Origin of the sequence: Acinetobacter radioresistens DSM 6976 = NBRC 102413 = CIP 103788 (genome assembly GCF_006757745.1) — a bacterium.
GTDB classification, from domain to species: domain Bacteria; phylum Pseudomonadota; class Gammaproteobacteria; order Pseudomonadales; family Moraxellaceae; genus Acinetobacter; species Acinetobacter radioresistens.
Window position 1 is genome coordinate 575,429 of record NZ_AP019740.1, and the last position, 25,885, is coordinate 601,313.

27 protein-coding genes are annotated in these 25,885 nt (G+C 42.6%); 17 read left to right on the forward strand and 10 right to left on the reverse strand.

Annotated features, from left to right (window positions below):
• Positions 1–7 precede the first annotated feature (7 nt).
• From panB to yjgA, 5 genes are read left to right on the forward strand one after another with little or no spacing between them, the layout of a single operon-like run.
• A complete protein-coding gene (gene panB / locus ACRAD_RS02645) occupies positions 8–817 on the forward strand; it encodes a 3-methyl-2-oxobutanoate hydroxymethyltransferase (protein WP_005023504.1) in 810 nt (269 codons plus the stop codon).
• 3 nt (positions 818–820) lie between these two features.
• Entirely contained in the window at positions 821–1,666 is an 846-nt protein-coding gene (gene panC / locus ACRAD_RS02650) for a pantoate--beta-alanine ligase (protein WP_005016212.1), read from the forward strand.
• A gap of 32 nt (positions 1,667–1,698) precedes the next feature.
• Positions 1,699–2,550 (forward strand): RNase adapter RapZ, encoded by an 852-nt coding sequence (gene rapZ, locus ACRAD_RS02655; RefSeq protein ID WP_005016211.1) that lies wholly within the window; start codon positions 1,699–1,701, stop codon positions 2,548–2,550.
• On the forward strand, positions 2,547–2,816 hold the full coding sequence (locus ACRAD_RS02660; protein ID WP_005016209.1) for an HPr family phosphocarrier protein: 270 nt from the start codon (positions 2,547–2,549) through the stop codon (positions 2,814–2,816). The genes rapZ and ACRAD_RS02660 overlap by 4 nt, the downstream gene beginning before the upstream one ends.
• A gap of 2 nt (positions 2,817–2,818) precedes the next feature.
• On the forward strand, positions 2,819–3,355 hold the full coding sequence (yjgA, locus tag ACRAD_RS02665; protein WP_005023507.1) for a ribosome biogenesis factor YjgA: 537 nt from the start codon (positions 2,819–2,821) through the stop codon (positions 3,353–3,355).
• Positions 3,356–3,411: 56 nt separating this feature from the next.
• Here yjgA and ACRAD_RS02670 read toward each other — a convergent pair whose 3' ends face one another.
• The 3 genes from ACRAD_RS02670 to ACRAD_RS02680 all read right to left on the reverse strand — a co-directional run bounded on the left by ACRAD_RS02670 (position 3,412) and on the right by ACRAD_RS02680 (position 5,925).
• A complete protein-coding gene (locus ACRAD_RS02670) occupies positions 3,412–3,639 on the reverse strand; it encodes a DUF2789 family protein (RefSeq protein ID WP_016801106.1) in 228 nt (75 codons plus the stop codon).
• 142 nt (positions 3,640–3,781) lie between these two features.
• Positions 3,782–4,204, reverse strand: coding sequence for a DUF1810 domain-containing protein (locus ACRAD_RS02675; protein WP_005023512.1), 423 nt, complete (start codon positions 4,202–4,204; stop codon positions 3,782–3,784).
• A 77-nt stretch (positions 4,205–4,281) separates the two neighbouring features.
• Positions 4,282–5,925: an acyl-CoA synthetase gene (locus ACRAD_RS02680; RefSeq protein ID WP_005023514.1), complete on the reverse strand. Its 1,644-nt coding sequence runs from the start codon at positions 5,923–5,925 to the stop codon at positions 4,282–4,284.
• A 391-nt stretch (positions 5,926–6,316) separates the two neighbouring features.
• Here ACRAD_RS02680 and thrS point away from each other — a divergent pair, with 391 nt between their 5' ends.
• Both thrS and infC read left to right on the forward strand, forming a co-directional pair.
• Complete coding sequence (gene thrS / locus ACRAD_RS02685) at positions 6,317–8,239, forward strand: threonine--tRNA ligase (RefSeq protein ID WP_005016194.1); 1,923 nt, start codon at positions 6,317–6,319, stop codon at positions 8,237–8,239.
• 5 nt (positions 8,240–8,244) lie between these two features.
• Positions 8,245–8,796 (forward strand): translation initiation factor IF-3, encoded by a 552-nt coding sequence (gene infC, locus ACRAD_RS02690; RefSeq protein ID WP_080548202.1) that lies wholly within the window; start codon positions 8,245–8,247, stop codon positions 8,794–8,796.
• 66 nt (positions 8,797–8,862) lie between these two features.
• Here the strand turns inward: infC and ACRAD_RS02695 are convergent, their stop codons facing one another.
• Positions 8,863–9,339: an Hsp20 family protein gene (locus ACRAD_RS02695; RefSeq protein ID WP_005016188.1), complete on the reverse strand. Its 477-nt coding sequence runs from the start codon at positions 9,337–9,339 to the stop codon at positions 8,863–8,865.
• A 327-nt stretch (positions 9,340–9,666) separates the two neighbouring features.
• Between ACRAD_RS02695 and ACRAD_RS02700 the strand changes: the two genes are divergently transcribed.
• Complete coding sequence (locus tag ACRAD_RS02700) at positions 9,667–10,284, forward strand: glutathione S-transferase N-terminal domain-containing protein (RefSeq protein ID WP_005023517.1); 618 nt, start codon at positions 9,667–9,669, stop codon at positions 10,282–10,284.
• Positions 10,285–10,355: 71 nt separating this feature from the next.
• Positions 10,356–10,778 (forward strand): YqaA family protein, encoded by a 423-nt coding sequence (locus ACRAD_RS02705; RefSeq protein WP_005023519.1) that lies wholly within the window; start codon positions 10,356–10,358, stop codon positions 10,776–10,778.
• A gap of 40 nt (positions 10,779–10,818) precedes the next feature.
• On the opposite strand, the gene ACRAD_RS02710 is transcribed toward ACRAD_RS02705, so the two are convergent.
• Together ACRAD_RS02710 and ACRAD_RS02715 are read right to left on the reverse strand one after the other, a co-directional pair.
• Entirely contained in the window at positions 10,819–11,547 is a 729-nt protein-coding gene (locus ACRAD_RS02710; protein ID WP_005023523.1) for a TonB family protein, read from the reverse strand.
• 137 nt (positions 11,548–11,684) lie between these two features.
• Positions 11,685–12,947: an MFS transporter gene (locus ACRAD_RS02715; protein ID WP_005023527.1), complete on the reverse strand. Its 1,263-nt coding sequence runs from the start codon at positions 12,945–12,947 to the stop codon at positions 11,685–11,687.
• Positions 12,948–13,184: 237 nt separating this feature from the next.
• Here ACRAD_RS02715 and rpmI point away from each other — a divergent pair, with 237 nt between their 5' ends.
• Together rpmI and rplT are read left to right on the forward strand one after the other, a co-directional pair.
• A complete protein-coding gene (rpmI, locus tag ACRAD_RS02720) occupies positions 13,185–13,379 on the forward strand; it encodes a 50S ribosomal protein L35 (RefSeq protein WP_001096359.1) in 195 nt (64 codons plus the stop codon).
• An 11-nt stretch (positions 13,380–13,390) separates the two neighbouring features.
• Positions 13,391–13,750, forward strand: coding sequence for a 50S ribosomal protein L20 (gene rplT / locus ACRAD_RS02725; RefSeq protein ID WP_005016178.1), 360 nt, complete (start codon positions 13,391–13,393; stop codon positions 13,748–13,750).
• A gap of 378 nt (positions 13,751–14,128) precedes the next feature.
• Here the strand turns inward: rplT and ACRAD_RS02735 are convergent, their stop codons facing one another.
• Positions 14,129–15,166 carry a hypothetical protein gene (locus ACRAD_RS02735; protein WP_005016177.1) on the reverse strand — a complete coding sequence of 346 codons (1,038 nt, stop codon included), beginning with the start codon at positions 15,164–15,166 and terminating at the stop codon, positions 14,129–14,131.
• A 156-nt stretch (positions 15,167–15,322) separates the two neighbouring features.
• On the opposite strand from ACRAD_RS02735, the gene pheS reads away from it, so the two are divergent.
• From pheS to ACRAD_RS02750, 3 genes are read left to right on the forward strand one after another with little or no spacing between them, the layout of a single operon-like run.
• Complete coding sequence (gene pheS / locus ACRAD_RS02740) at positions 15,323–16,303, forward strand: phenylalanine--tRNA ligase subunit alpha (RefSeq protein WP_005016174.1); 981 nt, start codon at positions 15,323–15,325, stop codon at positions 16,301–16,303.
• A gap of 34 nt (positions 16,304–16,337) precedes the next feature.
• Positions 16,338–18,719, forward strand: a complete 2,382-nt coding sequence (pheT, locus tag ACRAD_RS02745) for a phenylalanine--tRNA ligase subunit beta (RefSeq protein ID WP_005023530.1) — start codon at positions 16,338–16,340, stop codon at positions 18,717–18,719.
• The gene (locus ACRAD_RS02750; RefSeq protein ID WP_005016170.1) at positions 18,716–19,012 is read left to right on the forward strand and encodes an integration host factor subunit alpha; all 297 of its coding nucleotides are present in this window, start codon (positions 18,716–18,718) and stop codon (positions 19,010–19,012) included. Before pheT ends, ACRAD_RS02750 begins: the two co-directional genes overlap by 4 nt.
• 201 nt (positions 19,013–19,213) lie before the next feature.
• Here the strand turns inward: ACRAD_RS02750 and ACRAD_RS02755 are convergent, their stop codons facing one another.
• From ACRAD_RS02755 to trxA, 3 genes are all read right to left on the reverse strand, one after another.
• Complete coding sequence (locus ACRAD_RS02755) at positions 19,214–19,573, reverse strand: hypothetical protein (RefSeq protein WP_005016168.1); 360 nt, start codon at positions 19,571–19,573, stop codon at positions 19,214–19,216.
• A gap of 428 nt (positions 19,574–20,001) precedes the next feature.
• Positions 20,002–21,264, reverse strand: coding sequence for a transcription termination factor Rho (gene rho, locus ACRAD_RS02760; protein WP_005016165.1), 1,263 nt, complete (start codon positions 21,262–21,264; stop codon positions 20,002–20,004).
• A 333-nt stretch (positions 21,265–21,597) separates the two neighbouring features.
• On the reverse strand, positions 21,598–21,924 hold the full coding sequence (gene trxA / locus ACRAD_RS02765) for a thioredoxin (protein ID WP_005016162.1): 327 nt from the start codon (positions 21,922–21,924) through the stop codon (positions 21,598–21,600).
• 264 nt (positions 21,925–22,188) lie between these two features.
• Between trxA and ppx the strand changes: the two genes are divergently transcribed.
• Genes ppx through tilS form a run of 3 tightly spaced genes read left to right on the forward strand, consistent with a single transcriptional unit; the run spans position 22,189 to position 25,870 of the window.
• Positions 22,189–23,709, forward strand: a complete 1,521-nt coding sequence (gene ppx, locus ACRAD_RS02770) for an exopolyphosphatase (protein ID WP_005016160.1) — start codon at positions 22,189–22,191, stop codon at positions 23,707–23,709.
• 35 nt (positions 23,710–23,744) lie between these two features.
• The gene (locus ACRAD_RS02775; protein WP_005016159.1) at positions 23,745–24,569 is read left to right on the forward strand and encodes an acetyl-CoA carboxylase carboxyltransferase subunit alpha; all 825 of its coding nucleotides are present in this window, start codon (positions 23,745–23,747) and stop codon (positions 24,567–24,569) included.
• The gene (gene tilS, locus ACRAD_RS02780; protein WP_080633061.1) at positions 24,506–25,870 is read left to right on the forward strand and encodes a tRNA lysidine(34) synthetase TilS; all 1,365 of its coding nucleotides are present in this window, start codon (positions 24,506–24,508) and stop codon (positions 25,868–25,870) included. The genes ACRAD_RS02775 and tilS overlap by 64 nt, the downstream gene beginning before the upstream one ends.
• Positions 25,871–25,885 lie beyond the last annotated feature (15 nt).

The window sequence follows — 25,885 nt, forward strand, 5'->3', positions numbered from 1 at the left end:
TATCTTCATGATTAGTCTGAGTGATTTAAGACAGTTCAAAGCTCAGGGGCGTAAATTTTCTTGCCTGACTTGCTATGATTCCAGTATGGCAAAAGCCATGGAACTTGCTGAAATTGATTCTATTCTGATTGGTGATTCACTGGGAATGACAATTCAGGGTCATGACTCAACATTACCGGTACTGGTTGAAGATATGGCTTATCATACTGCTGCAGTGCGTCGTGGTAATCAGCATGCCATGATTATGACTGATCTTCCTTTTATGAGTTACGCCACTCTGGAAGATGCGCTCAAAAATGCTCGCATCGTAATGCAGGCCGGTGCTCAGATGGTCAAGATTGAAGGTGGGGCATGGTTATCTGAAACAGTACAGAATCTGACCCGTAATGGTATTCCGGTTTGTGTACATCTTGGTCTAACGCCGCAGTCTGTTCATGTTCTCGGTGGTTACAAGCTACAGGCAAAAAGTCGTGAAGCCGCTGATCAGCTAATTGCTGACTGTAAAGCATTAGTTGAAGCAGGGGCAGCGGTATTATTACTCGAATGTGTACCTGCCCAGCTGGGTAAAGAAATTACTGAACTGTTTCCGCATACTCCAGTGATCGGTATTGGTGCTGGTGCAGAGACGGATGGCCAAGTACTGGTCGTACAGGATATGTTGGGACTGTCTTTTGGGCGTGTAGCACGCTTTGTGCGTAATTTTATGAAAGAGCAAAGTGGTGAAACTGCGATTCTGGATGCGTTCAAGGCCTACCATCAGGCAGTACAGAATCAGTCTTTTCCAGCTAGAGAACATACTTTCCAGGTTGAGTTGTAATTTATGAAAACTGAAGTGACCATTCAAGGATTAAGTGCCTCTCTAAATCCTGCTCGTACAGCGCGTAAAATTATCGGTTTTGTACCGACTATGGGAAATTTACACGAAGGTCATCTGAATTTAGTGCGTGAGGCACGTAAATTATGTGATGTTGTTGTCGTCAGTATTTTCGTAAATCCAATCCAGTTTGGGCCGAATGAAGATTTCGAAAATTATCCGCGTACCCTGGAGCAGGATAGTCACCTGCTGGCAGATGCTGGCTGCGATATAATTTTTGCACCAAGTGTAGAGCAAATGTATGGTTCACAACCTCGTCTGACCAATATTAGCGTGGGTAAAATTACGGATGATCTGTGTGGGAAATCACGTCCGGGTCACTTCGATGGTGTAGCTGTAGTCGTAACCAAGCTGTTTAATATAGTACAGCCGAATTATGCATTTTTTGGCCAGAAAGATTATCAGCAATTGGCAGTCATTCGCCAGCTGGTACGTGATTTGAATTTGCCTCTCGAGGTCATTGGAGTGCCAATTACCCGAGCTGCAGATGGACTGGCTTTGAGTTCACGTAATGGTTATCTGAGTACTGAAGAACGTCAGCTTGCTCCGTCAATTTATCAAAGTTTAAAAAATGCTGAACTCGAGTTACAGCAGGGCCAAGCTTTATCACAAGTGTTAGATCATGTGAAAAGCCAATTGACACAGGCGGGTCTGGTTGTGGAGTATGTAGAGGCGCGCACGCCTGAGCTCCAGGCTGTACATGAGTTTAATCAGAGTCTTGTATTGTTTGTAGCAGCCAAGCTTGGAAATACACGTCTGATTGACAACTTGCAGGTCAATTATTCTCACTGAAGCATAAAGATATAATAAGGACAGTTATTGCCATGAAGCGTATTTTGATCGTGACAGGACAATCCGGTTCAGGAAAATCATCTGCATTGCAGGTTCTTGAAGATTTGGGTTATTACTGTATCGACAACCTGCCATTGGCATTGCTGACAGAAATTGTTTTAAAATTAGATCGTGAAAATAATCTTGAGCAGCTGGCACTTGGTGTAGATGTACGTAGTACCCGGGCCGATTTACAAGAATTTGATCAGGTTTTTGAGCAGTTACAACAGCATGGGTCAGTTGATGTCATTTATCTGACTACACAGGATCAGGAACTGATTGCGCGATTTAGTGCTTCACGACGTCCGCATCCTTTGGCGAGCCGGTTTAAGAGCCTGAATGAATGTATTCAGGAAGAGAAACAGCTGCTCATGCCTATTCAGTTTCGTGCCACTGTACATATTGATACGACTGATAAAAGTGTACATGACCTGAAACACACCTTGCTTTCAAAATTGGGCCAAGCTAACCGTTTAATCCTGATTTTACAGTCATTCGGTTATAAGCATGGCATTCCATTAGATGCAGATTATGTATTTGATGTAAGGCATTTGCCCAACCCGCATTGGGACCTGGAATTACGCAAGTATTCGGGACTGGATGAGCCGGTAAGAAAATTCCTTGAATCAAGTGATCAACCCAATGAGATGTTCTTGGATATTTACCACTTTCTCAACAAGTGGCTCCCGGCCTTTGCCAAAGGCCATCGTCATTATATGACAGTATCGATCGGATGTACGGGTGGGCAACATCGTTCAGTTTATATCGTGGATAGACTAAAAAAATCGCTTGAGGCACAATGGTCTATTCAGGTCTTACATAGAGAAATGAAGCACTGGTCATGATTGATACAACAGTTGACGTAATTAACAAACTAGGTTTACATGCGCGTGCATCAGGTAAGTTGATTGAGGTTACGACCAAGTTTCGTTCTTCAATTCAGATCGGTAAAAATGATAAACTGATTGATGCAAAAAATATTATGTCCTTACTCATGCTTGGTGCAGGTAAGGGTACCACTTTGCGAATTGTGATTGACGGTCCGGATGAAGAAAAAGCTTTATCGGAAATTCAGGCATTATTTGCAGCAAAATTTTATGAGGCTGAATAACTGTGGCGCGTCGTCCAACACGTTTTACTGAAGAAGACTTTGAAGTTTTAGAGGGACGTGCAAGTAAAACTGAACAAAAAAAAGCAGTTCAGCGCATGGCTGCTTTAGGTGCACAACTGGCAGAGCTGCCACGTAAGCAAATTGAGAAGCTGCCGGTAGAAGAGCGTTTAATAGACGCTTTACTGGAAGTTGAATCAATAACTTCACATGAAGCCCGTCGGCGTCAATTCCAGCGGATCGGTAAGCTGCTGCGTAATGAAGATGAAACCATGATTCTCTCTTACCTGACGCCACAGCAAGGTGCAAAAAAACAGGCACAGCTCATGCGTTGGGTAGACCGTATTATTGACCAGGGTAATCCGGTTATTAATGAGTTTGTAAAACTTTATAATGCTGCTGAACGCCATACTTTACGTCAACATCTGCTGCGAATTCAGCGTGATGTTGCCAAGCAGGTAAGTGAAGAAGAATTGCTTGAATCTAAAAACAAACTGGTCAACTATATCCAGCAGGTTGCTTTAATCTCGGATCAGAGATAACACAGTTAAGCAAAAGCGGTATATATGCCGCTTTTTTATTATAATCACTGAATGCATTATAATTTTTTAACTGAATCTTCATGCAGTGATTCATTGAGCTGGTCAATGACAATGGCCCAGTCATCGTCTGACTTCATGTGTTCCCGAATAAACTGGCTTTGTGCAGTGGTCCAGAAATTAGCTTCACTGATATAGACAGGAGCAGCCAGTTGATGCTGTTCAATAAATTGAGCAATAGCTGCTTCAGAAGAATCAAGCCCGAGCTGCTGAAATAAATGGGTCATGCGCGTAGTAGTTTTACTGCTCACTGCTATTCTCCTTATGTAAATAGGATTTTTATAGTATTTAAAATAATGAAATAGATAAAGTTTAATAATTTATCTAACTTGCTATGTATATAACTATATAGAGATTTATATCTTTACTTCAAGAATGGGATAAAAGCTGCAACGTTCGCTGATCTTCAGCTCCCTGAAAATATTTGTCTAGCAAAACTTGAAATAAAGGATTTTTGTGCTCACTGGCTCTCTTGAACAGTGTTAAAGAGGATTTTAATTTCATGTCATCAGGCGAGCCGAAAATTATATGAATATCTGTTTCAGATAAGTCAGCTAGAACTTGGCAGAGTTCCAGATAACGCTGGCCCAAAATTGGATGACGCAGAAAAGCTTGGGCTTCTTCCAGGTTATTGATACCGTAATAGGTCGCGGCATGGCTATGCCCTAATCCTTTAAGCTGTGGAAAGATAAACCACATCCAGTGGCTGCGCTTATGTCCGGTTCTAAGCTCATCCAGTGCTTGATTATAATATTGTGCCTGAGCTTGTATAAAACGGTTTAAATCCGCCATTTTACTTACTCCTATTTTTAATGGAAGCCAGCAGTTAAGCTGGCTGGTATGGAGTACGTCATTTAGAATTGGCTATTTTAGCCAAATTCACCTACTGAGCGCTCCTTGGCCCATTCACGTAAAATAAATTTTTGCAATTTTCCGGTGGAGGTCTTCGGAATATCAGTGATGATGATCTCTTTAGGCACCTTGAAGCGGGCTAGTCCCTGTTTACAGTGTTCAGTAAGTTCTTCCGCAGAAATACTTATACCCTCTTTTAACTCCACAAAAGCACAGGGTACTTCCTGCCAGCGTGGGTCCGGTTTGGCAACTACTGCAGCAGTTAGCACTGCCGGATGCTGATAAAGCACCTCTTCAACCTCAAGTGATGAAATATTTTCTCCGCCCGAAATAATTACATCCTTGGCACGATCAGTAATCTTGGCATAGCCATCAGGCTGACATACGGCGAGATCACCGGTATGGAACCAGCCCCCTTTAAACGCCTCTGCTGTTGCTTCCGGATTTTTTAAATAACCCTTCATGACAATATTACCGCGGAACATGATTTCCCCCATGCTCTGTCCATCATTTGGCACAGGTAGCATGGTTTCTGGGTCAAGTACCTTCATACCATCTTGAAGCGGATATGGAACACCTTGACGTGAATGTAATTGTGCCTGCTCCTGTATGGTCAGGTCACTCCAGCCTGCCTGTGATGCACAAAGTGCAGATGGGCCATAAGTTTCTGTCAATCCGTAAACATGCGTAACATTGATACCAATATTACGCATGCCTTCAATAATTGCAGCAGGTGGCGCAGCACCAGCCACCATGACTTCAACGCGATGATCAAAATAAGTTCGTTTCTCTGCTGGTGTATTGATCAGCATGGAAAGCACGATTGGAGCTCCACAGAAATAATCCACCTTATGCTCGGCAATCAGTTTAAAGATCAGTTCTGGGTCAACTTTGCGCAGGCAGACATTGGTCCCACCATTTGCTGCCATGGTCCAGGCAAAACACCAGCCATTACAGTGAAATAAGGGCAGGGTCCATAAATACGTTGCACGTGGCGTCATGCCACAGGCAATGATATTACTTGCAGCATTGATATACGCACCGCGATGATGATAAACCACTCCCTTGGGGTTGCCGGTAGTGCCTGAGGTATAGTTCAGACTAATAGCATCCCATTCATCTTGCGGTAGATGCCATTCAAAATCAGCATTGCCTTCAGTCAGCCAGTCTTCATATTCAATTTCACCAATGGGTGCATTAAAGCAGTTTTCATATTCGGCATCATCCACATCAATGACATAAATATCTTGTGAAACCAGTCCCAGCGCTTCTTTTGCTAAAGTAGAAAACTCAGGGTCGACCAGTAAAACTTTACTCTCTGCATGTTCGAGCATAAACGCTAAGGTTTTGGCATCCAGGCGGGTATTTAAGGTGTTCAGAACTGCCCCTGCCATTGGTACAGCAAAATGTGCCTCAATCATCGCAGGCACATTTGGCAAAAGCGCCGATACAGTATCGTTTTTCTGGATACCCAGCTTTTGCAGCTGATCGGCAAACTGCCGACAGCGCTGATAGGTTTCCCGCCAGCTAATCTGGCGTGAACCATGAATAATCGCTGCCTGATGAGGGTAGATATATGCCGCACGTTCTAGATAACGTAGAGGGGAAAGTGCCACGAAATTTGCAGGGGTGCGCGGTAATTCATCATAAGCACTCACCATTTTTATAACTCCCTTTCATCATTGTTTTATTCTTTCAGTTTATGAAAAGATAGGTCTTTCAGGTCCAGACTTCATTTATGCTTTAGTCTTAGTTTCTGTTTAATTACTATATAAATCAAATATTTAATTTTGATTCTAAAACTAAGATATTATTCTTTCAAATTATGGTGAAAGCTGTTTTGTAGGTTCAGTTCATTATGTACAATAAACTAAATCACTCACAACACAGGATTTTATCGTTTTTGCTGTTTCTTCATAAAGCCAAGACGTGTAAAATTCTTAACGAAATTTGTTCTATCCACCGTTTTTATATTTTTGAGGTTTTCCTCGATCATAATCTCGCGGTGAAATGCCCTATGGTACGGGGCATCACTCCTTAAGGATTCATTTTATGCCAATTATCACGTTGCCAAACGGCGATCAAAAACAGTTTGATCAAGCTGTTTCTGTTATGGACGTTGCCCAAAGCATTGGACCCGGGCTTGCAAAAAATACAGTTGCCGGTCGTGTAAACGGTCAACTGGTTGATGCTTCTGACCTCATTACAGAAGATGCAACCTTGCAAATCATTACTCCGAAAGATGAAGAAGGCGTCGAGATTATCCGTCATTCTTGCGCACATTTAGTGGGTCATGCAGTTAAGCAGCTGTTTCCAGAAGCAAAAATGGTGATTGGTCCGGTCATTGAAGAAGGTTTCTACTACGACATCTGGATGCCACGTCCGTTTACTCTGGATGATATGGCAGCGATTGAAGAGCGTATGAAAAAGCTCATCGATCAGGATTATGATGTCATCAAGAAAATGACCCCCCGTGATGAAGTAATTGCTGAATTTACTGCACGCGGAGAAGAGTATAAATTACGTCTGATTGCAGACATGCCAGAAGAAACCCAGATGGGGCTGTATTATCATCAGGACTATCTGGATATGTGCCGTGGACCACATGTACCTAATACCAAATTCTTGAAATCATTCAAACTGACTAAAATCTCTGGCGCTTACTGGCGTGGAGATGCCAAGAATGAACAGCTGCAACGTATCTATGGTACTGCATGGGCAGACAAGAAACAGCTTGCGGCTTATATCAAGCGTATTGAAGAAGCTGAAAAGCGTGATCACCGTAAAATCGGTAAAGCGCTCGATCTGTTCCATATGCAGGAAGAGGCACCAGGCATGGTGTTCTGGCACCCGAATGGCTGGACTATTTACCAGGTTCTTGAGCAGTACATGCGTAAAGTACAGCAGGATAATGGCTATCTAGAAATCAAGACTCCACAGATTGTAGACTTTACACTCTGGGAAAAATCGGGTCATGCGGCTAACTATGCCGACAATATGTTTACGACCCACTCTGAAAGCCGTAACTATGCCGTAAAGCCAATGAACTGCCCATGTCATGTTCAGGTGTTTAATCAGGGCCTGAAATCTTATCGTGACCTGCCGATCCGTCTGGCTGAATTTGGTTCGTGCCACCGTAACGAGCCGTCTGGTTCACTTCATGGTATTATGCGTGTTCGCGGCTTTACTCAAGATGATGCACATATCTTCTGTACCAAAGAGCAGATCGGGCCTGAAGTTGCAGACTTCATCAAATTGACTCTGGACGTCTATAAAGATTTCGGTTTTGAAGATGTACAGATGAAGCTGTCTACACGTCCAGAAAAGCGTGTAGGTGATGATGCACTTTGGGACATGGCTGAAAAATCTCTGGCAGATGCACTTGATGCGGCAGGTTTAGAATGGGAGCTGCAGCCGGGTGAGGGTGCATTCTATGGTCCGAAGATTGAATTCTCACTGAAAGACTGCTTAGGCCGTGTCTGGCAATGTGGTACAATCCAGTGTGACTTTAATTTACCAGAACGTTTAGATGCTTCATTTGTGACTGAAGATAATGAACGTGATCAGCCGGTTATGTTACATCGTGCAATTCTTGGCAGTTTTGAACGTTTTATTGGTATACTTATTGAACATTATGCGGGCTTTATGCCGCCTTGGCTTGCGCCAGTTCAAGCATGTGTCATGAACATTACCGATTCTCAGGCACAGGCCTGCGAGCAGGTAGTGGCCAAACTCAAGGAAAACGGAATTCGTGCAATTTCTGACTTGAGAAATGAGAAAATCGGCTTTAAGATTCGTGAACGTACACTTGAGCGCATTCCCTACTTGCTGGTTTTAGGTGATCGGGAAGTAGAGGAAGGTACGGTCAACGTGCGTACCCGCTCAGGAAAAAATTTAGGTACTATGTCTATTGATGCCTTCAATGACTTAGTGAAAGTAGCCGTAGCCGAACGCGGCCGGTATATTGTGGAGTAATAAAGATTAAACAGCCTGACCGTAACCAGCAACAAGGTGCTAAGAGTAACCGTCCTGCCATTAATGACGAGATCCGTGCGAAAGAAGTACGCCTCGTTGCTGCGGATGGTGAACAAAAAGGAATCGTTTCACTTGCTGAAGCGTTGCGTGCTGCAGAAGAATCAGATCTTGACCTGGTCGAGATCGTTGCTAATGCAGAACCGCCTGTTTGTAAAATCATGGATTACAACAAGCACTTGTTTGACCTAAAGCAAAAGCAAAAAGATGCAAAGAAAAAACAGCATCAGGTGCAAGTCAAAGAGATCAAGTTGCGTCCAGCTACTGATGTTGGTGATTACCAAGTTAAATTGCGTGCAATTATCAAGTTCTTGGAAGAAGGAAATAAAGTAAAGATTACTTTACGTTTCCGTGGCCGTGAAATGGCTCATCAGCAACTTGGTTTGGCTCAATTGCAAAAGATTGAAGCAGATGTCGCTGAAATTGGTGTAGTTGAACAGGCACCAAAAATGGAAGGCCGTCAAATGGGTATGTTACTTGGACCGAAAAAGAAAAAGTAATTATCTCATATCAAAAAGCACCGCGAATGCGGTGCTTTTTTATTGAAGAGTTAAAAATCTAACCCTTTATTCTTGAGAAGCAGGAATCTCATAGACTTTGCCAGCTTCACTTTCATTAGCTTTACGGCCAATTGCAATCTGGCGTGGCAGTTTCTCTTCAGGCACAATTCGCTGCAATTCGATGATCAATAAGCCATCTTCGTAATCAGCTTGTTGTACTTCAATATGCTCGTCCAGACGTAATGAAAGCTTGAAGGAACGACGTGCAATCCCTTTATGCAGGTACTCAACACTATGATCACCTGTTTCATTGTCTGGCTTGCCGGTAATAGTCAGAACCCGGTTTTCCAGATTAATCGCCAATTCCTGCTGTTTAAAACCGGCAGTTGCCACCACAATACGGTACTGATTATCGCCCAGCTTTTCAATATTGTAAGGTGGATAGTTCGGTGCCTCACTTTGCATGGCGTAGTCGAATAAATCATTTAAACGGTCAAAACCAATACTACGACGGAAGAGTGGACTAAGGCTTACGCTACTCATTGATATAACCTCCTGATGAGTTCAGCAAAGTTGTATAAACAAGAACTACTGTTACGCTTGGCATCAACAGTAATTACCAGCAATATCCGGAAGATCATTGCTGTACTAGATATATCGGTATGCCAGTAAAAAAATCAAGAGAGATTTTTTTAAAAAATTCTCAAATCTCTTGCTATGAGAATTTGTGCACTTTAAATAGGGTTGTTTTAGTCATAAACTTCAACGTTTTAATGGTGCAGTCACAGAAGTTATTTATAAAACTGTGTTATAAAGACAGATATAATGCGTTTGTTCATGACAATAACTATAGCAGTGAAAGGATAACAAATGATTGATCTGTATTATTGGGCTACGCCAAATGGCCATAAGATTACGATTGCCCTTGAAGAAATGGAGCTGGATTATCAGATTTTTCCGATCAATATTATGGAAAATGACCAGTTTCAGCCAGACTTTTTGAAAATTTCTCCTAACAATAAAATTCCGGCAATTGTTGATCAGGATGGGCCACGTGGTGAACCTATTTCTGTTTTTGAATCAGGCGCAATTTTGCAATATTTAGGTCGCAAAACAGGCCTTTTCTATTCACAGGATGAGCAGGAACGGGTAGAGGTTGAACAATGGTTAATGTGGCAAATGGGCGGACTTGGCCCGATGCTTGGGCAAAATCATCATTTTAGCCGTTTTGCGCCGGAAAAAATTCCATATGCCATAGAGCGCTATCTAAATGAAACAAAGCGCTTGTATAGCGTATTAAACAAACAGCTCATCGGCCAAAAATTTGTAGCTGGGGAGTACTCTATTGCAGATATGGCAATTTTACCCTGGATTTTACGCTATGAATGGCAGGGAATTCAGTTAGAAGACTATCCATATGTGAAAGAATATGTAGAGCGCCTAACAGCACGTCCTGCCATACAGCGGGCTTTATCTATTCAGCTTTAATTTATTGTAGAGTAGATAACCCAGCCATAGAGACAGTTTATACTTCAGTCCTTATCTGGGACTGATCTTCAATGGCATACCTTCTACTGTTTATATCTGCATTTGGTGCAGCGACTCTATTGCCCTTGCAGTCTGAGGCAGTATTGCTTGGTTTGCTTGCGCAACAACATTATTCAGCTCTATTGCTATTAATGGTTGCCAGTGCCGGAAACATTTTAGGTTCATGCATAAATTGGTGGCTGGGAATTCATATTGAACACTATAAGCATAAGAAGTGGTTTCCGGTATCTGAAGCCAAGATACAAAAAGCACAGAACTTTTATTATAAATATGGATATTGGTCACTGTTACTTAGCTGGTTACCAGTCATTGGTGATCCGATTACCCTAATTGCGGGGCTGTTAAAAGAAAATTTTTTAAGATTTCTGTTGATGGTGACCGTGGCCAAAACAGGACGTTATCTTTTTATTTATTTAGCTTATATTTTATTTTAATACAGGAAGTAGAATAGCTACTCCCTGTATTTCTGGAAATTTACTGGCATTCTTCCAGCTTAAAATGAATCTGGTCTTTAAAGTGTGACTTTTTATAAATCCAGAATTTACGCGGAGCAGAAATTTGTACCTGTGAAACCGCCTGTATTACTGCCTGGTCAAGTGCGTAGGTTCCTGAACCCTGCTGTATTTTTACTTTTTTGATATTACCCTGTTTATTGCTTTTAAAACTAAATTTAATGCTACGATCATAGCCATTCAACTGGTCGCGATTAATTTCCAGTTGAGGCTGATTTAGATACTTGAAAGGAACTTTTTTATTCTGTTGCTGAGCCCGCCAGTTTTCTGAATTAAAATTATAAAGACAGTCCTGATCGGCATTGTCGTCTAATTTCAGGCTAAAAGCCTGATAGCCAATCACTGGCAAAGCTGTGTCATTTTCAATATAGGCTTTGACTTGAGCTTGTTGCACAGCATTCAGCAGGATGTCATCAAGAGTTTTAATACCCGTACTTTCCTGAATTGCAGCTTTATTAACCTTACCTGTTTCATCTGCATAAATACGAATGATGGCGTGGCGATCTTGGCCCTTTAAATCCTCATCTTTATAAACTGGCTGAGGAAAACGGATCCATTGAATGCGTGTTGTTAAATGTGCAGGTAATGCAGAACTGGTTTGTGGAGTAAGCTTCATGGTTGCTGGTGCCGCAGCATAACTTATACTTGACGGCAGGCCCATTAGAAATAGAACAGGAAGAGCATATTTCATAAGTTTATTCATTTCATTATTAGATAAAGTGAGCCATTGCCCGTTCGGCCAGCTCTGGCGGCTAAGTATTATCTGTTTCTATCCAGATGACAATATAAAAGAAGTCTGAAAAGGCCTAGGCGCCCCAAGCCAAATATCTATTTGAATTGATTATCTGAACTCTGGGTTATATCTATATCAAATAGATCTTTGGTTTTGGCCCAACTAACTACGACTACAGCCATGGTCATGCAGCCGCCAAATACTGTCGCCATAACTGTACCCATATATTTGGCCGCCAGGCCCGATTCAAATGCGCCCAGTTCATTTGAAGATGAAACAAACATTCCATTTACGGCAGCTACACGGCCCCGCATATTTTCGGGAGGAAAAATCTGTAAAATAGTCTGTCGGATAACTACAGAAATACTGTCACAAGCTCCAGTCATGGCAAGAGCGAAAAGTGAAAGCCACACATGATCTGAAAAGGCAAACAGCAGGGTAAATATACCAAAACCAGCAACTGCCAGTAACATGTTGCGCCAGGCATGCTGAGTGGGAGGGAATTTGGTTAAAGCTATCATGGTAACCAGGGCACCAATTGAAGGAGCAGCACGCAAGTAGCCTAGGCCTTCGGGTCCGACCTTCAAAATATCTTCTGCAAAAATGGGCAGCAGTGCGATGACACCACCGAACAGGACTGAAACAAGGTCCAGAGAAATGGCCCACAGTACAATTTTGGTTTTCCAGATAAAGCGAAAACCCTCACCCAGTGAATCCAGCACTCGATGCTCTTCCATCACAGGAAAATTACGTTTTTGAAGCAGATTAATAAGCATAAAACATAGGGCAAGTAATATTGAAACAGCAATCAGGCTGGTTTCACGGCCAAGAAAGGCCAACATAAAACCACCTAGCATCGGGCCTAAAATTACACCACTTTGCCAGCCAATGGTGGTCCATGTTGCGCCATTGGCATAGATGGCTTTGGGAATCAGAAAAGGTTTTAGGGAGGTCGCAGAAGGGTTGTAAAAACCGCGAATGGTGCCTAGTCCAAAAATAACTGCATAGATTCCCCAAGAAAGACTGTTAATTGTGATCGAATCTATTGCATAGGCATGAAAGAGCCACCATAAGATAAGCGGCAAGGGGGCTGCAAAAAACAGGCAAACTTTCATAATCGTCTGCTTGTTAAAACGGTCAGCAAAATAGCCACCCCATAAGGAAAGTGCAATAAATGGTATGGCTTCTGCCAGTCCAATCAGCCCCAATGTGAGAGGATCTTTGGTAATTTGATAAAGAGAATAGGCAACAATAATTTCTTGAATCAGAATGGCAAGAGTGAGACAAAACTGGTTGAGTGTAATAATCGAGAAGTCTCGATACCGCAAGGCGGCAAAAGCATCATGCTGGTTAGACATATAAGAGGGTTCTACATATTTTTGTAGTGATTATACTCCTGAATAAAAGCTGAAATTTCCATCATTTCTAAATTATTCAAGAAATATATCTTCTGTATTGAAGCCCGATTAAAATCATGAAAATCCGATTAATTGCTTTTGTTTTAGGCAGAGTTGCTATAAAATGTCGCCTTCCTTACCTGCAGGTCGTTATTGCAATGGTGCAGACGAGCCGAACAGGTGCTTAAAGAGGTTGTTATGGCAAAGTTAAAAACTCGCCGTGGTGCAGCTAAACGTTTCAAAGCGACTGCAAACGGTTTCAAGCGTAAACAAGCGTTCAAACGCCACATTTTGACCAAAAAATCTGCTAAGCGTATCCGTCAATTGCGCGGCTGTGTAATGGTTCACGTAAGTGACGTTGCTTCAGTTCGTCGTATGTGCCCATACATCTAAGGAGATTATAAATGGCTCGTGTAAAACGTGGTGTACAGGCTCATCGCCGTCACAAAAAAATTCTTGCTCGTGCTAAAGGTTACTATGGCGCTCGTTCACGCGTTTACCGCGTAGCGTTCCAAGCAGTAATCAAAGCTGGTCAATACGCTTACCGTGACCGTCGTCAGAAGAAACGTCAGTTCCGTTCTTTATGGATTGCACGTATCAATGCTGGTGCGCGTCAAAACGGTCTGTCTTACAGCCGTATGATTTCTGGTCTGAAAAAAGCTCAGGTAATCATCGACCGTCGCGTACTTGCTGACATCGCTATGCATGATGCAGTTGCTTTTGCTGCTTTAGCTGAAAAAGCTAAAGGTGCGTTAGCTGCTTAATCATCTTCGATGATCTAAAAAAGACTGCTTTTGCAGTCTTTTTTATTATCTTTAAAAACATCTGGTCGTAAGTAAAGTAAGCCTTTAAATTGTTGAAAATAGTTAAAATATTTTATTTATTACTATAAGGCCCAAAATTATTCTTCCAGCACTAATTTTTATCATGAGCGGGAGCAACTCGCTTATAAATCTTGTATAAAACTTTAAATTTTTATTTTGACTGATAATAATGATGAGTAAATCTAAAAATAGAAACTGATTTAATTCATAAATTGTACCAAGTTTCTCTAAGCTGATTATTAGAGTTCTGACATTGCGTTCATACTGGGTCATAGACTCAATATGAACACAACTTTGGGTTAGAAAAATATTTAGCAGTTACAATCCAAAATAATAGGCGACGACACAAATTACGATTGTTAAAAGAAGCAATTTAATCACATTTCCCATGCCGGCTTTATGTGTACCTGCTGGTACTTTTTCTTTACGTACGGGTTGTGCCAGGGTAACTGCTGGACTATCTAGTGGGGTTGCTACCGGTTCTACATAAGTTAACTGTGCAGATTTATAGTGATTGGCAACTTTAACGATCAGCTTGCTGAGCAGGTCATCAATTTTTTGAGAAAAATGTCTCAGGTTAATCTGTTCTTCAGGCGTTAAAGTCGTACCCTGCTCATCAAAAGGATGTTTACGCTTATACTCGACAAATTCTGACAGTGCAGTTACCCGGTGTAATAGTTCATGTGCAATATCGGCAGAATAGTCAGTTGGAATTAAGGCCAAATATTGTAATGATATACTGTCAGACGCTACTTGGGATGCTGGCTCACTGACACCGTAATATGGTAGGTGGCGGTTTGCAGGCTCTACATAACCTTGGGCAAATTGGGTTCTGAAAAGTTCCTGTTCAATGAACTGGTGTATTTCATCCCAATTGGCATCTTGCAGGTCAATATCAACCAGTTTGGATAAACGCCCTGGTAACTCATAGCTCCAGAATGTTTCATGACGCTTATCCAGACGTTGTCCAGCAGGTGCTTCAAAATCGTTTTCAGCAATATACCATTCAGCCAGTTCCTTTCCGAAAATCCATGCTGTCTTTTTTTGATGCTCATGACTGACAATAAAATGAGCAAATGGCAACAGCTCAACATTTGCATTCGGGTTTTTCTCATCAATCAATAAATTTGAACTATGCAGACTTAAACGGTAAACCCCACGTTTCTTTAAACCCTCCAGCCAGATTTGAAAATGCTGGGCTAGCAAGTGCTGTGTATGCAAGTTGCGAAAACTGAAGATATGTTGCTGAAAAATAGAATGATGTAGCCAGCGGCTAAAGGGCAGGTCATGGCTTAAATATTCATTGCCATAAGTAACGAGACTTAATTGTTGTTTCCAGATTTGATCGAGTGCCATTAGGGTTGATCTCATTGTCATTCATCTTATCTTATACTTTTTATAAATCATCCTGCCAATCTAATTTTCCTGCCTGATGGCTTCATCAATCCGGATAAAAACTGTTAGAATGCAGAGTTTTATTATATTTCCAACTTTGATGCTTTGAGAGTTAATATGTCACTGGAAGCCCTGACCACTGAAGCGCTGGCTGCAATTGCAGCGGCTCAAGACCTTGCTACACTCGACCAAGTACGCGTTCAATTTACGGGTAAAAAAAGCCAGCTAGCAGAACAGTCCAAGGCACTGGGCAAAATGGACCCTGAAGAACGTAAGATTCAGGGCGCTGCCATTCATGCCGTACGTGAAGCGATCAATACTGCGCTAACAGAACGTCAGAAAGAATTACAGCAGGCTGCATTACAACAAAAACTTGCCAGTGAGACTATTGATATTACTTTGCCAGGCCGTGGCCAGCGCATGGGCAGTATCCATCCGGTGACTCAGGTGCAAGAGCGCATCTGTCAGTTCTTTACTAAAGCCGGTTTTACTATTGCAACCGGACCAGAAGTTGAAGATGACTATCATAACTTTGAAGCGTTGAATATTCCTGGCCACCATCCGGCACGTGCCATGCATGATACTTTCTATTTTGATGCCAAGCATTTATTGCGTACGCATACTTCGGGTGTACAAATTCGCACTATGGAAACGTCTGAGCCGCCTATTCGTATTGTATGCCCGGGCCGCGTTTACCGTTGTGATTCGGACCAGACCCATTCACCAATGTTTCACCAGATTGAAGGATTATATGTCGCAGAAAATACCAGCTTTGCAGAACTTAAAGGCCTGCTGATTAACCTGCTTAATGAGTTCTTTGAAAAGGACTTGAAGGTCCGTTTCCGCCCTTCATATTTCCCGTTTACTGAGCCTAGTGCGGAAGTGGATATTATGGATGAACGTGGCCGCTGGCTGGAAGTGCTGGGCTGCGGTATGGTACATCCGAACGTACTGCAAGCTGCTGGTATAGACCCTGAAAAATATAAAGGCTTCGCATTTGGTCTGGGAGTAGAGCGCTTCGCTATGCTGCGTTATGGCATCAATGACCTGCGGATGTTCTACCAGAATGATGTGCGTTTCTTGCGCCAATTTGCTTAAGACAAGATTTGAAAATTTGTAAGGTTTAATCGATATGAAAATTAGCGAAAATTGGTTACGTAGCTGGGTAAATCCGGCCATCGATAGTGAAACGCTGTCAAATCAACTGACAATGCTCGGTCTTGAAGTCGATGATATGTCACCGGCAGCAAAACCTTTTACCGGAGTTGTCGTGGGTGAAGTTCTAAGTGTAGAGCAGCATCCTGATGCAGACCGTCTGCGTGTAACGACTGTTAATATTGGTTCGGATGAACCTTTACAGATTGTATGCGGTGCACCTAATGTGCGTGCAGGTATGAAAGCAGCAGTCGCAACAATTGGGGCAGTTTTGCCTGGTGATTTCAAAATTAAAAAAGGCAAACTTCGTGGTGTTGAATCTCAGGGAATGCTCTGTGGTGCCTCTGAAATTGATCTTGAAGATAAACTTGATGGACTGCTTGAGCTGCCAGATGATGCACCGATTGGTATGAACGTCCGTGAATATCTTAATCTTGACGATCATGTCATTGATATCAGTATTACACCTAACCGTGGTGACTGCTTCAGCATTCGCGGTATTGCCCGTGAAATTGGAGTAATTAACCAGTTGGCAGTTACTGCACCTGAAGTTGCAGACGTTGCAGCCACTATTGCCGATGAAAAGAAAGTGATTGTGGACACTGCTGGCTGTCCACGTTACCTGGGCCGGGTTATTAAACATGTAAATACCAAAGCAGCTACTCCACTCTGGATGGAGCAGGCTCTGGCCCGTTCCGGAATTCGTCAGTATAGTATTCTGGTCGATATTACCAACTATGTATTAATGGAGCTAGGCCAACCATTACATGCTTTTGACGCTGGCAATGTACAAGGTGCGGTACATGTCCGTCAGGCAAACCCGCAAGAAAAACTGGTCTTGCTCAATGAGCAGGAAGTTACACTTTCTGAGGATATAATGGTCATAGCTGATGATGAAAAAGCATTAGCAATTGCCGGAATTATGGGAGGCCTGTCTTCTGCAGTTTCTGATGAAACTACGGAAATCTTCCTTGAGTCTGCATTCTTTGCACCACTTGCTATTGCTGGACGTGCCCGCCGTTTCGGACTGCATACGGATGCTTCACAGCGCTATGAACGTGGCGTGGATTTTGAGTTGCCAATGCTGGCCATGAACCGCGCATCTCAATTGATTCAGGAATTGGCGGGTGGTGAATTCGGTCCAATTACAGTGGTGGAACAGTCTGAGCTTTTACCAGCACGTGATGCCATTGAGCTGAAACAGACACAGGTTGACCAATTACTGGGTTATCAGCTTGATGGAGAGTTTATTGCAGATGCTTTAACGCGTTTAGGCTGCTGGGTTGAAACACAAGCTGAAGGACACTGGATAGTTGTGCCACCTTCACATCGTTATGACTTGGCAATATATCAAGACCTGATCGAAGAAGTGGCTCGAATAGATGGTTATGACAACATCCAGATCAGTTTACCGGTCATTGATGTCAAACTGGCAAAATATCAGGATCAGCTTGAGCTTGGGCAATTACGTCAGACTATTGCAACCTTGGGATACCAGGAAGCCATCAGCTTCAGTTTTGCTGATGCTAAACTTGAAAAGCAGCTTAATCCACAGGTACATCCATTAATGTTGGCAAATCCGATCTCAAGTGATCTCGCTGCCATGCGAAGTACTTTATTATCGAGCCTGATTCCATGTGTACAATATAACCTGAACCGTCAGCAAAACCGTGTGCGCCTGTTTGAACTGGGTTTGCGCTTTGACTATCAGAATGCAACTGATATCTCTGGTCTTCAGCAAATTCCAACTCTGGCCCTTATTGCAGTTGGATCCCGTGTACCTGAATCTTGGCATGCTAAAACTCAAGTGATGGATTTCTTTGATTTAAAGGGTGATGTAGAAGCAATTTTGGCAGCAGGCCGGATTAAGGTAGAGTATGTTCCTTCAGAACGATCATGGTTACATCCTGGTCAGTCAGCCGAAATTCTGGTGGATGGAAAAACCGTGGGTTATCTGGGACGTTTGCATCCTTCACTAGAAGATGAGCTTGATTTAGGTATCACTTGGGTTGCCGAACTGGATCAAAAGGCTGTTTTGCAATCTTATGTATCTAATTTTACAGAATTATCACGTTTTCCATCGGTTCGACGTGATATTGCACTTTTAATTAGTGATAAGATAAATGTTAGTGAAATTCAGCAGTTAATCGAACAAACAGGCAGTGAGCTGCTTCACTCAGCTTGGCTGTTTGATGTGTATACGGGTCAAGGTGTTGAAGAGGGCAAACGCTCACTAGCATTTGCGCTGTTGTGGCAACACCCAACACGTACGCTTGAAGATGCTGAAATTAAATCAGGTATGGATAAAATTATTGAAGTGTTGGAAAACACTTATCAAGCGACATTGAGGGCCTCATGACAGCATTAACTAAAGCAGAAATGGCCGATCATCTTAGTGAGCTTACGAGCCTGAACCGCCGTGAAGCGAAACAAATGGTTGAGTTATTTTTTGATGAGATTAGTCAAGCTTTGATTGCCGGTGAACAGGTAAAACTCTCCGGTTTTGGTAACTTTGAGTTACGCGATAAGCGCCAGCGCCCAGGTCGTAACCCAAAAACAGGTGAAGAAATTCCAATTTCAGCACGTCGTGTAGTGACTTTCCGAGCAGGACAGAAATTTAGACAACGTGTGGGGAATGAGCAGGTCGATTGACCTGCTTTTTTTTAATTATTTTTAGGTCGGCTCTGAATTGTAAGACACTGGAGCAGAAATTTTTAAAAACTATAGAAGAAGAGAGGAAAGCCTGAAAGATAATAAAAATGTTAGATAGAAAGATAACTTATAATTTTTTAAAGATTTAGACAATAAAAAAGAGAGCCAAAGGCTCTCTTTTTTGACAAATAATCGTATAGATTATTGAGCAGCTTTTTCAGTAGCTGGAGCGTCAGTAGCTGTAGCATTAGTTGCATTAGCATCAGCAGCTGGAGCTTTAGTTGCAGCGTCAGCAGCATCAGTAGCAGCGCCAGCAGCATCAGTAGCAGCGTCAGCAGCTTGGTCAGCAGCTTGAGCAGCATCAGTAGCAGCTTGTTCAGCAGCAGGAGCAGCTTCTACAGCAGCAGCGTCAGCAGCAGTTTCTGCTTCGTTTGCAGCAGCAGTAGCTTCAGTAGCAGCAGCGTTTGCATCAGCAGCAGCATCTTCAGTTTTTTTAGCACAACCAACGAAAGCTAGGGTAGTAGCAACTGCAGCAGCAATAGCGATTTTCTTGAATAACATGGCATCACTCTCATAAAAAAGTTGAGATTAAAAAAAACCTGAGCCAGCCTGTTTTGTGCTTTTATTATTCCTAACGTTAGATAGGTAACAACGCATGGAGCAGACTAACTGGGCTGTAAATATGCTATCACTGCCATTTTTTAATTACTACTGCCTAACCTTAAAAAAAGGTCAAAAAATGCAAAAAAACGTCTGATTTTTAACAGAAAATAACAATGGAAAATGAAAAATACATTGGACAAGTACTAAATAAATGCTTAAAAGTTATAGGTTTTTTTAAATGAAGGCTTTATTAATCAAAAGCTTGTAAACAAATTAAACATGAAGTTAAGTCGTTTGTATCAATATGTAAAACTTGTCAACTAAAATATAAAGACCATCGTTATAGATGGCCTTTATATTATGAGTACTTACTTTACAGTTCTTGCTTATTGCTTGCGTTTCATCTGATCAAAGAAATCATCATTGGTCTTGGTTTCTTTCATACGGTCAAGCAGGAATTCCATAGCTGCCAGTTCATCCATAGGATGAAGAAGTTTGCGCAGAATCCAGACTTTGCGCAGATTCTCTTCACTCATCAGGCGCTCTTCACGACGCGTTCCTGATTTCTTGATATTCATGGCAGGGAAAACACGCTTTTCTGCAATACGGCGGTCTAGGGTGATTTCTTGGTTACCTGTACCTTTAAATTCCTCATAGATGACGTCATCCATCTTGCTGCCAGTTTCAATCAGGGCAGTTGAGATGATCGTCAAAGAGCCGCCTTCTTCGATATTACGTGCAGCACCGAAGAAACGTTTAGGACGTTCTAAAGCATGTGCATCTAAACCACCAGTCAGTACTTTGCCTGATGATGGAATTACCGTGTTATAAGCACGGGCCAGACGGGTAATCGAGTCAAGCAGGATTACCACATCTTTTTTATGTTCAACTAGACGTTTAGCTTTTTCAATAACCATTTCAGCTACCTGAACATGGCGAGCAGGTGATTCATCAAAGGTAGATGCTACTACTTCACCACGAACCGTCCGCTCCATTTCAGTTACTTCTTCTGGACGTTCATCGATGAGCAGCACGATCAGAAAAACTTCCGGGTTGTTACGAACAATTGACTGAGCAATATTCTGCAGCAACATGGTCTTACCGGCTTTTGGTGGCGCTACAATAATTGAACGCTGACCTTTACCAATCGGAGCAACCAGGTCAACCACACGTGCTGTCAAGTCTTCCGTTGTACCATTACCAAGTTCCATTACCAGCTGTTCGGTTGGAAAGAGTGGGGTCAGGTTTTCAAAGAGAATCTTGTTACGTGAGTTTTCAGGTGTGTCATAGTTAATCTGGTTAACTTTAAGCAGGGCAAAATAACGTTCACCCTCCTTTGGCGGGCGAATAGTACCTGTAATGGTATCACCCGTACGTAAATTAAAACGGCGAATTTGGGATGGACTGACATAGATATCGTCTGGGCCTGCGAGATACGAACCCGCAGCTGAACGTAAGAAGCCAAAACCGTCAGAGAGAATTTCAAGTACACCATCACCAAAAATTTCTTCGCCATTCATAGCATGACGTTTCAAGATGGCAAAAATAATATCTTGCTTGCGGTTACGAGCCATTCCTTCAAGGCCCATAAACTCAGCAATTTTAATAAGTTCGCCAATCGGTTTTTTCTTGAGTTCGGTTAAGTTCATAGATGGTCAGATAGGTCTAAAAAGGGACATATGAAGTGGAAGTTAAGAAGAAGCAAAAGTCGGCCGCATGCAATATGAGTAAGTCCGTCGTAATTGCACAATAACAAACTCAGATGACTGATTAGTTGTATCGAAGAGAAATGTATAAAACACTTTCTGTTGCCGAGCGGCGATCTTATGTTTTGTATCTTTTAAGAAAGTGGAGAGCGAGAATTGCTCCAACGTTTCTTGAGCATGAAATATAAGTCAGAACAGGAAGTTTGTCAATTTAAGCATGAAAAAAATACGCTATTTTATAACAGCGTATTTTTATAACGGATGTTTAAAACCAGATTAGATATTTTCGTCAATAAATGCAGCCAGTTTCGAGCGTGGAGCAGCACCTACCTGCTGACCTACAACTTCGCCATTCTTAAACATCAACAGTGCTGGAATATTACGGATATTGTATTTTACAGCCGTATCTTCGCATGAAGTCACGTCAACTTTAACGATTTTGACCTTGCCTTCGTATTCACGTGATAAATCTTCAAGTACAGGAGCAATTGCCTTACATGGGGCACACCATCCTGCCCAGAAATCTACCAGCACTGGAGTTTCAGCGTCCAGAACATCTGCCTGGAAGTTTTCATCAGTTGTATTAACAATATTAGCAGACATGGGTATGACTCCAAAAGTATTTTAAAGATAGCATTGTAATTTTGCGAATATTACACAGCCATCAGGTTCAATGAAAGAGTTAAAGTTATTTTTCCTCTTATCTGTTGTTTTGTCTAATGGAAGCTCACGATACTGACAATCGTGATACACAATCATTAAGTAAAACAAAAAATATAAACTCGAGTAAATGTTGAGTAAACGTCTTTTAAATTCATAGCATGTGAATTACTCTAAGCGACAATTCGGTGAAGGTATGTGTAAAGAATGTCTGATTTTTTGATCGATGAAGAATTGCTTGCTGCCATAGACATGGGGTCAAACAGTTTTCATCTTGCAATTGCCAGAGTTGATCATGGGGAAGTCAAAAAAGTTGCCTCAATGTCAGAAAAAGTTCAACTGGCGGCCGGCCTTGATGAAAATAAAAACTTGACTGAAGCTGCACAACAGCGGGGTTTAGCCTGCCTTGCCCGTTTTGTGGCGCGTTTGGGTTCAGTACAACCTACCCGCATGCGAATTGTAGCAACCAATGCCTTGCGTCAAGCGAAAAACGGGCATGAATTTATTCAAAAAGCTGCCGAAATCTTGCCAAAGCCGATTGAAATCATTGCAGGGCGTGAAGAAGCCCGTCTGATTTATCTGGGAGTTTCACATACTATTGCTAATGGTGGCCGCCGGCTAGTCGTCGATATTGGTGGCGGTTCAACTGAGCTGATTATTGGTGAAGAGTTTGAACCCTTGCATACTGAATCTTTACAGATGGGTTGTGTGGCCTATACCAAAGCCTATTTTGCTGACGGCTCTATTTCTGTAAAAGCTTTTGATAAAGCTGTGGTTGCTGCACGTAAAGAGCTCTCTGCAATAGCTAATACCTATAAAACTGAAGGATGGGATACTGTCGTAGGCTCAAGTGGAACCATTAAGGCCTGCCGTCAGATTATGGTTAATATGGGGTTGAGTGACGAGCAGGAAAAAGTTACCCGTGAAGGTCTATATAAATTAAAAGAGAAACTGCTTAAGTTTAAGCATGCTTCTGAAATTGATTTCGAAGGTTTAAAAGATGACCGGCGTGCTGTTTTACCTGCCGGGATTGCCATCTTGTATGCTGTATTTGAAGTCCTGGAGCTAGATAAACTGGTGTATTCAGATGGTGCACTTCGTGAAGGGGTGATGTATGACCTGTTGGGACGTTTTAAGCATGAAGATATTCGGGACCGTAGTGTACAGGCATTGATGGGACGCTATAACGCTGATCCGAAACAGGCAGAGCGTGTAGTAAAAACTGCCCAGCAACTATTTGATGGCGTGGCAGAATCATTAAATCTGACTTGTGATGATCGCGATCTGCTACGTCGTGCCGCCTATGTGCATGAAATTGGTCTTGCAATCAGTCATGGTGGATATCATCGTCATGGTGCCTATTTACTTCAACATTCCGATATTCCGGGATTCTCCCAGATTGATCAAAATCATCTGTCTCGGCTGGTGGGCTTTCATCGCCGCAAGCTGCGTCATGAAGCAAAAATTGAAGTAACGCGGGCAGGAGGCGAAAAACTGGCCTATCTTTGCCTGTTATTACGTTTAGCAGTTTTAATCAATCATAGTCGCAGTGATCAGGTGCTTCCTGCCATTGAACTGTCTGTAGTAAATGATCAACAATGGCAACTCAGTGTTTCGGGTGATGCCAAACAATGGCCTCTGCTGATTGCAGATTTGCAGGATGAGCAAGTGCAGTTCAAGCATTGGGATATTGAGTTGAATATTCAGTCGGAAAAATTTATCAATTAACTCAATTTTGTTAATTCAGGAATAATACTCGGCCTATGAAGAACAAAGCTGCTCAATCTAAAGCATGGAAAACAGTTCAAATTGCACGTCACCCGGAACGTCCGCAATTTCTGGATTATGTGGGCGAAATTTTTACAGAGTTCGATGCGTTGCATGGTGATCGCGTTTTTGGCGATGATGGCGCGATGATCGGCGGATTGGCTCGTTTTGATGGCCAGCCGGTGATGGTGGTAGGACAGCACCGCGGTCGTAGCACTCGTGAGAAATTGCAACATAATTTTGGGATGTGCAATCCTGAAGGCTATCGCAAGTCACAACGTCTACTCGATATGGCAGAGAGATTCAATCTGCCGGTATTTACGTTTATTGACACTATGGGCGCATACCCGGGTGTAGGGGCTGAAGAGCGGGGACAGGCTGAAGCTATCGCCAGTAGTCTTGCCCAGCTTTCAAGCCTGAAAGTTCCGGTTATTGCAACGGTACTGGGTGAAGGCGGTTCTGGCGGAGCGCTGGGAATCGGGGTTGCAGACCGCGTGATTATGCTGTCACACAGTATTTATTCTGTAATCTCGCCAGAAGGATGTGCCTCTATTTTATGGAAAACTGCTGAAAAGGCAGAACAGGCCAGTGAAGCGTTATCATTAACAGCAGATAAACTTCAGGCACTGGGTATTGTAGAATATGTCGTCGATGAAGGTGAGGGAGCACATTTACATCCCGAACTGGTTATGGACCGTCTTCAAGAAGTGCTTAAACAGGCACTTGATGAATTGAAAGGAATGGATGCTAGCGAACGATGCGAGGCACGTTACCAACGTTTAATGAAGTTTGGCAGCGAGAATTCAGGTCTGGTTGCTTAAAACAGCTTGAGCAGTTTTCACCAGAAACTTCTTTCCTGATCGGATGTAGTGGGGGCATGGATTCCATGCTCCTATTATATTTTATGGCGGCGCTTTGCCCCGGACGGATCAGGGCTATCTATGTTGATCACCAGTTACAGGCTCAGAGTAGGGCCTGGGGTGTTCATGTGCAAGCTGAATGTATGAAGCTTGATGTTCCATGCATTGTGCAGCCTGTACATGTAAATGCAGGTAATCTTGAACGTCAGGCCCGTGAAGCGCGCTATCAGGCTTATCATCAGCATATTAAATCTGGCGAAGTACTTGTTCTTGCCCATCATCAGCAGGATCAGGCAGAAACCGTATTGTTAAGATTGTTTTCTGGCACGGGTATTTCTGGACTCTCTGCTATGAAACAGCTGGATCAGCGTCATGAAATGCCAATCTGGCGTCCGATGCTGTCCCTCTCCCGTGAGCAGATTTGCCAATGGACTGAACAATTAAACATCAGTTTTATTGATGATCCTTCAAATAATGATACCTATTACGACCGTGCCTGGTGCCGAACAATGCTCTGGCCGCTCTTAGCTTCCCGCTTTTCTAAAATGCAGCAGGCAGTCACCCGCACAGCTTCATTAATGCAGGATGCCGATGAGATTCTGCAGGAAGTATTACAAGAGGATTTAAAAAATTGTGGCAATGCACAGCAGCTTGATCTCGCAAGATTAAAATTACTTTCAAAACCCCGACAGCGACAACTGCTTTCAGTATGGATGAAAGGTGAAGGTATATATCGGCCAGCTTTTGAAATGGTTGAGCGGATTCAGCATGAAGTTATTGCTGCCAAAGCCGATGCACAGGCGGCGCTACACTGGAACAAGTATTATTATGTTCGTTATCATGGGCAGCTTTACCGTTTACAGACAGATGAATATATGGCTGAGAAAAACAGTCAGCTCATTTCTGAACAAAGTCTTATTCCCGAGCTTTCTCATGTTTACCAAACTGCTTCTGGCCATTATCAGATTCAACTGCAAGCAGTCGGTTTATCAGCAGATTTATTGAAGCAGAATCTTGTATTAACATCGCGGCAAGGTGGGGAAAGAATTCATCTTTATGGCCGGGTAGGTGCATGGCCGCTCAAAAAGGCTATTCAGGAAGCACAAATTTTTCCTTGGCAGCGTCATCAGATTCAAATATTAAGCCGAGATAATGTTATGCTTGGGGTTTTTACGCCCAAAGGGTTTTGGTTGGCGCAATCTCCATATTGTGAGCGAGGTGGCTGGCAACCGGTATTAATCACTCAGCAACAACAAATGTAAATGACGAGCATTGAA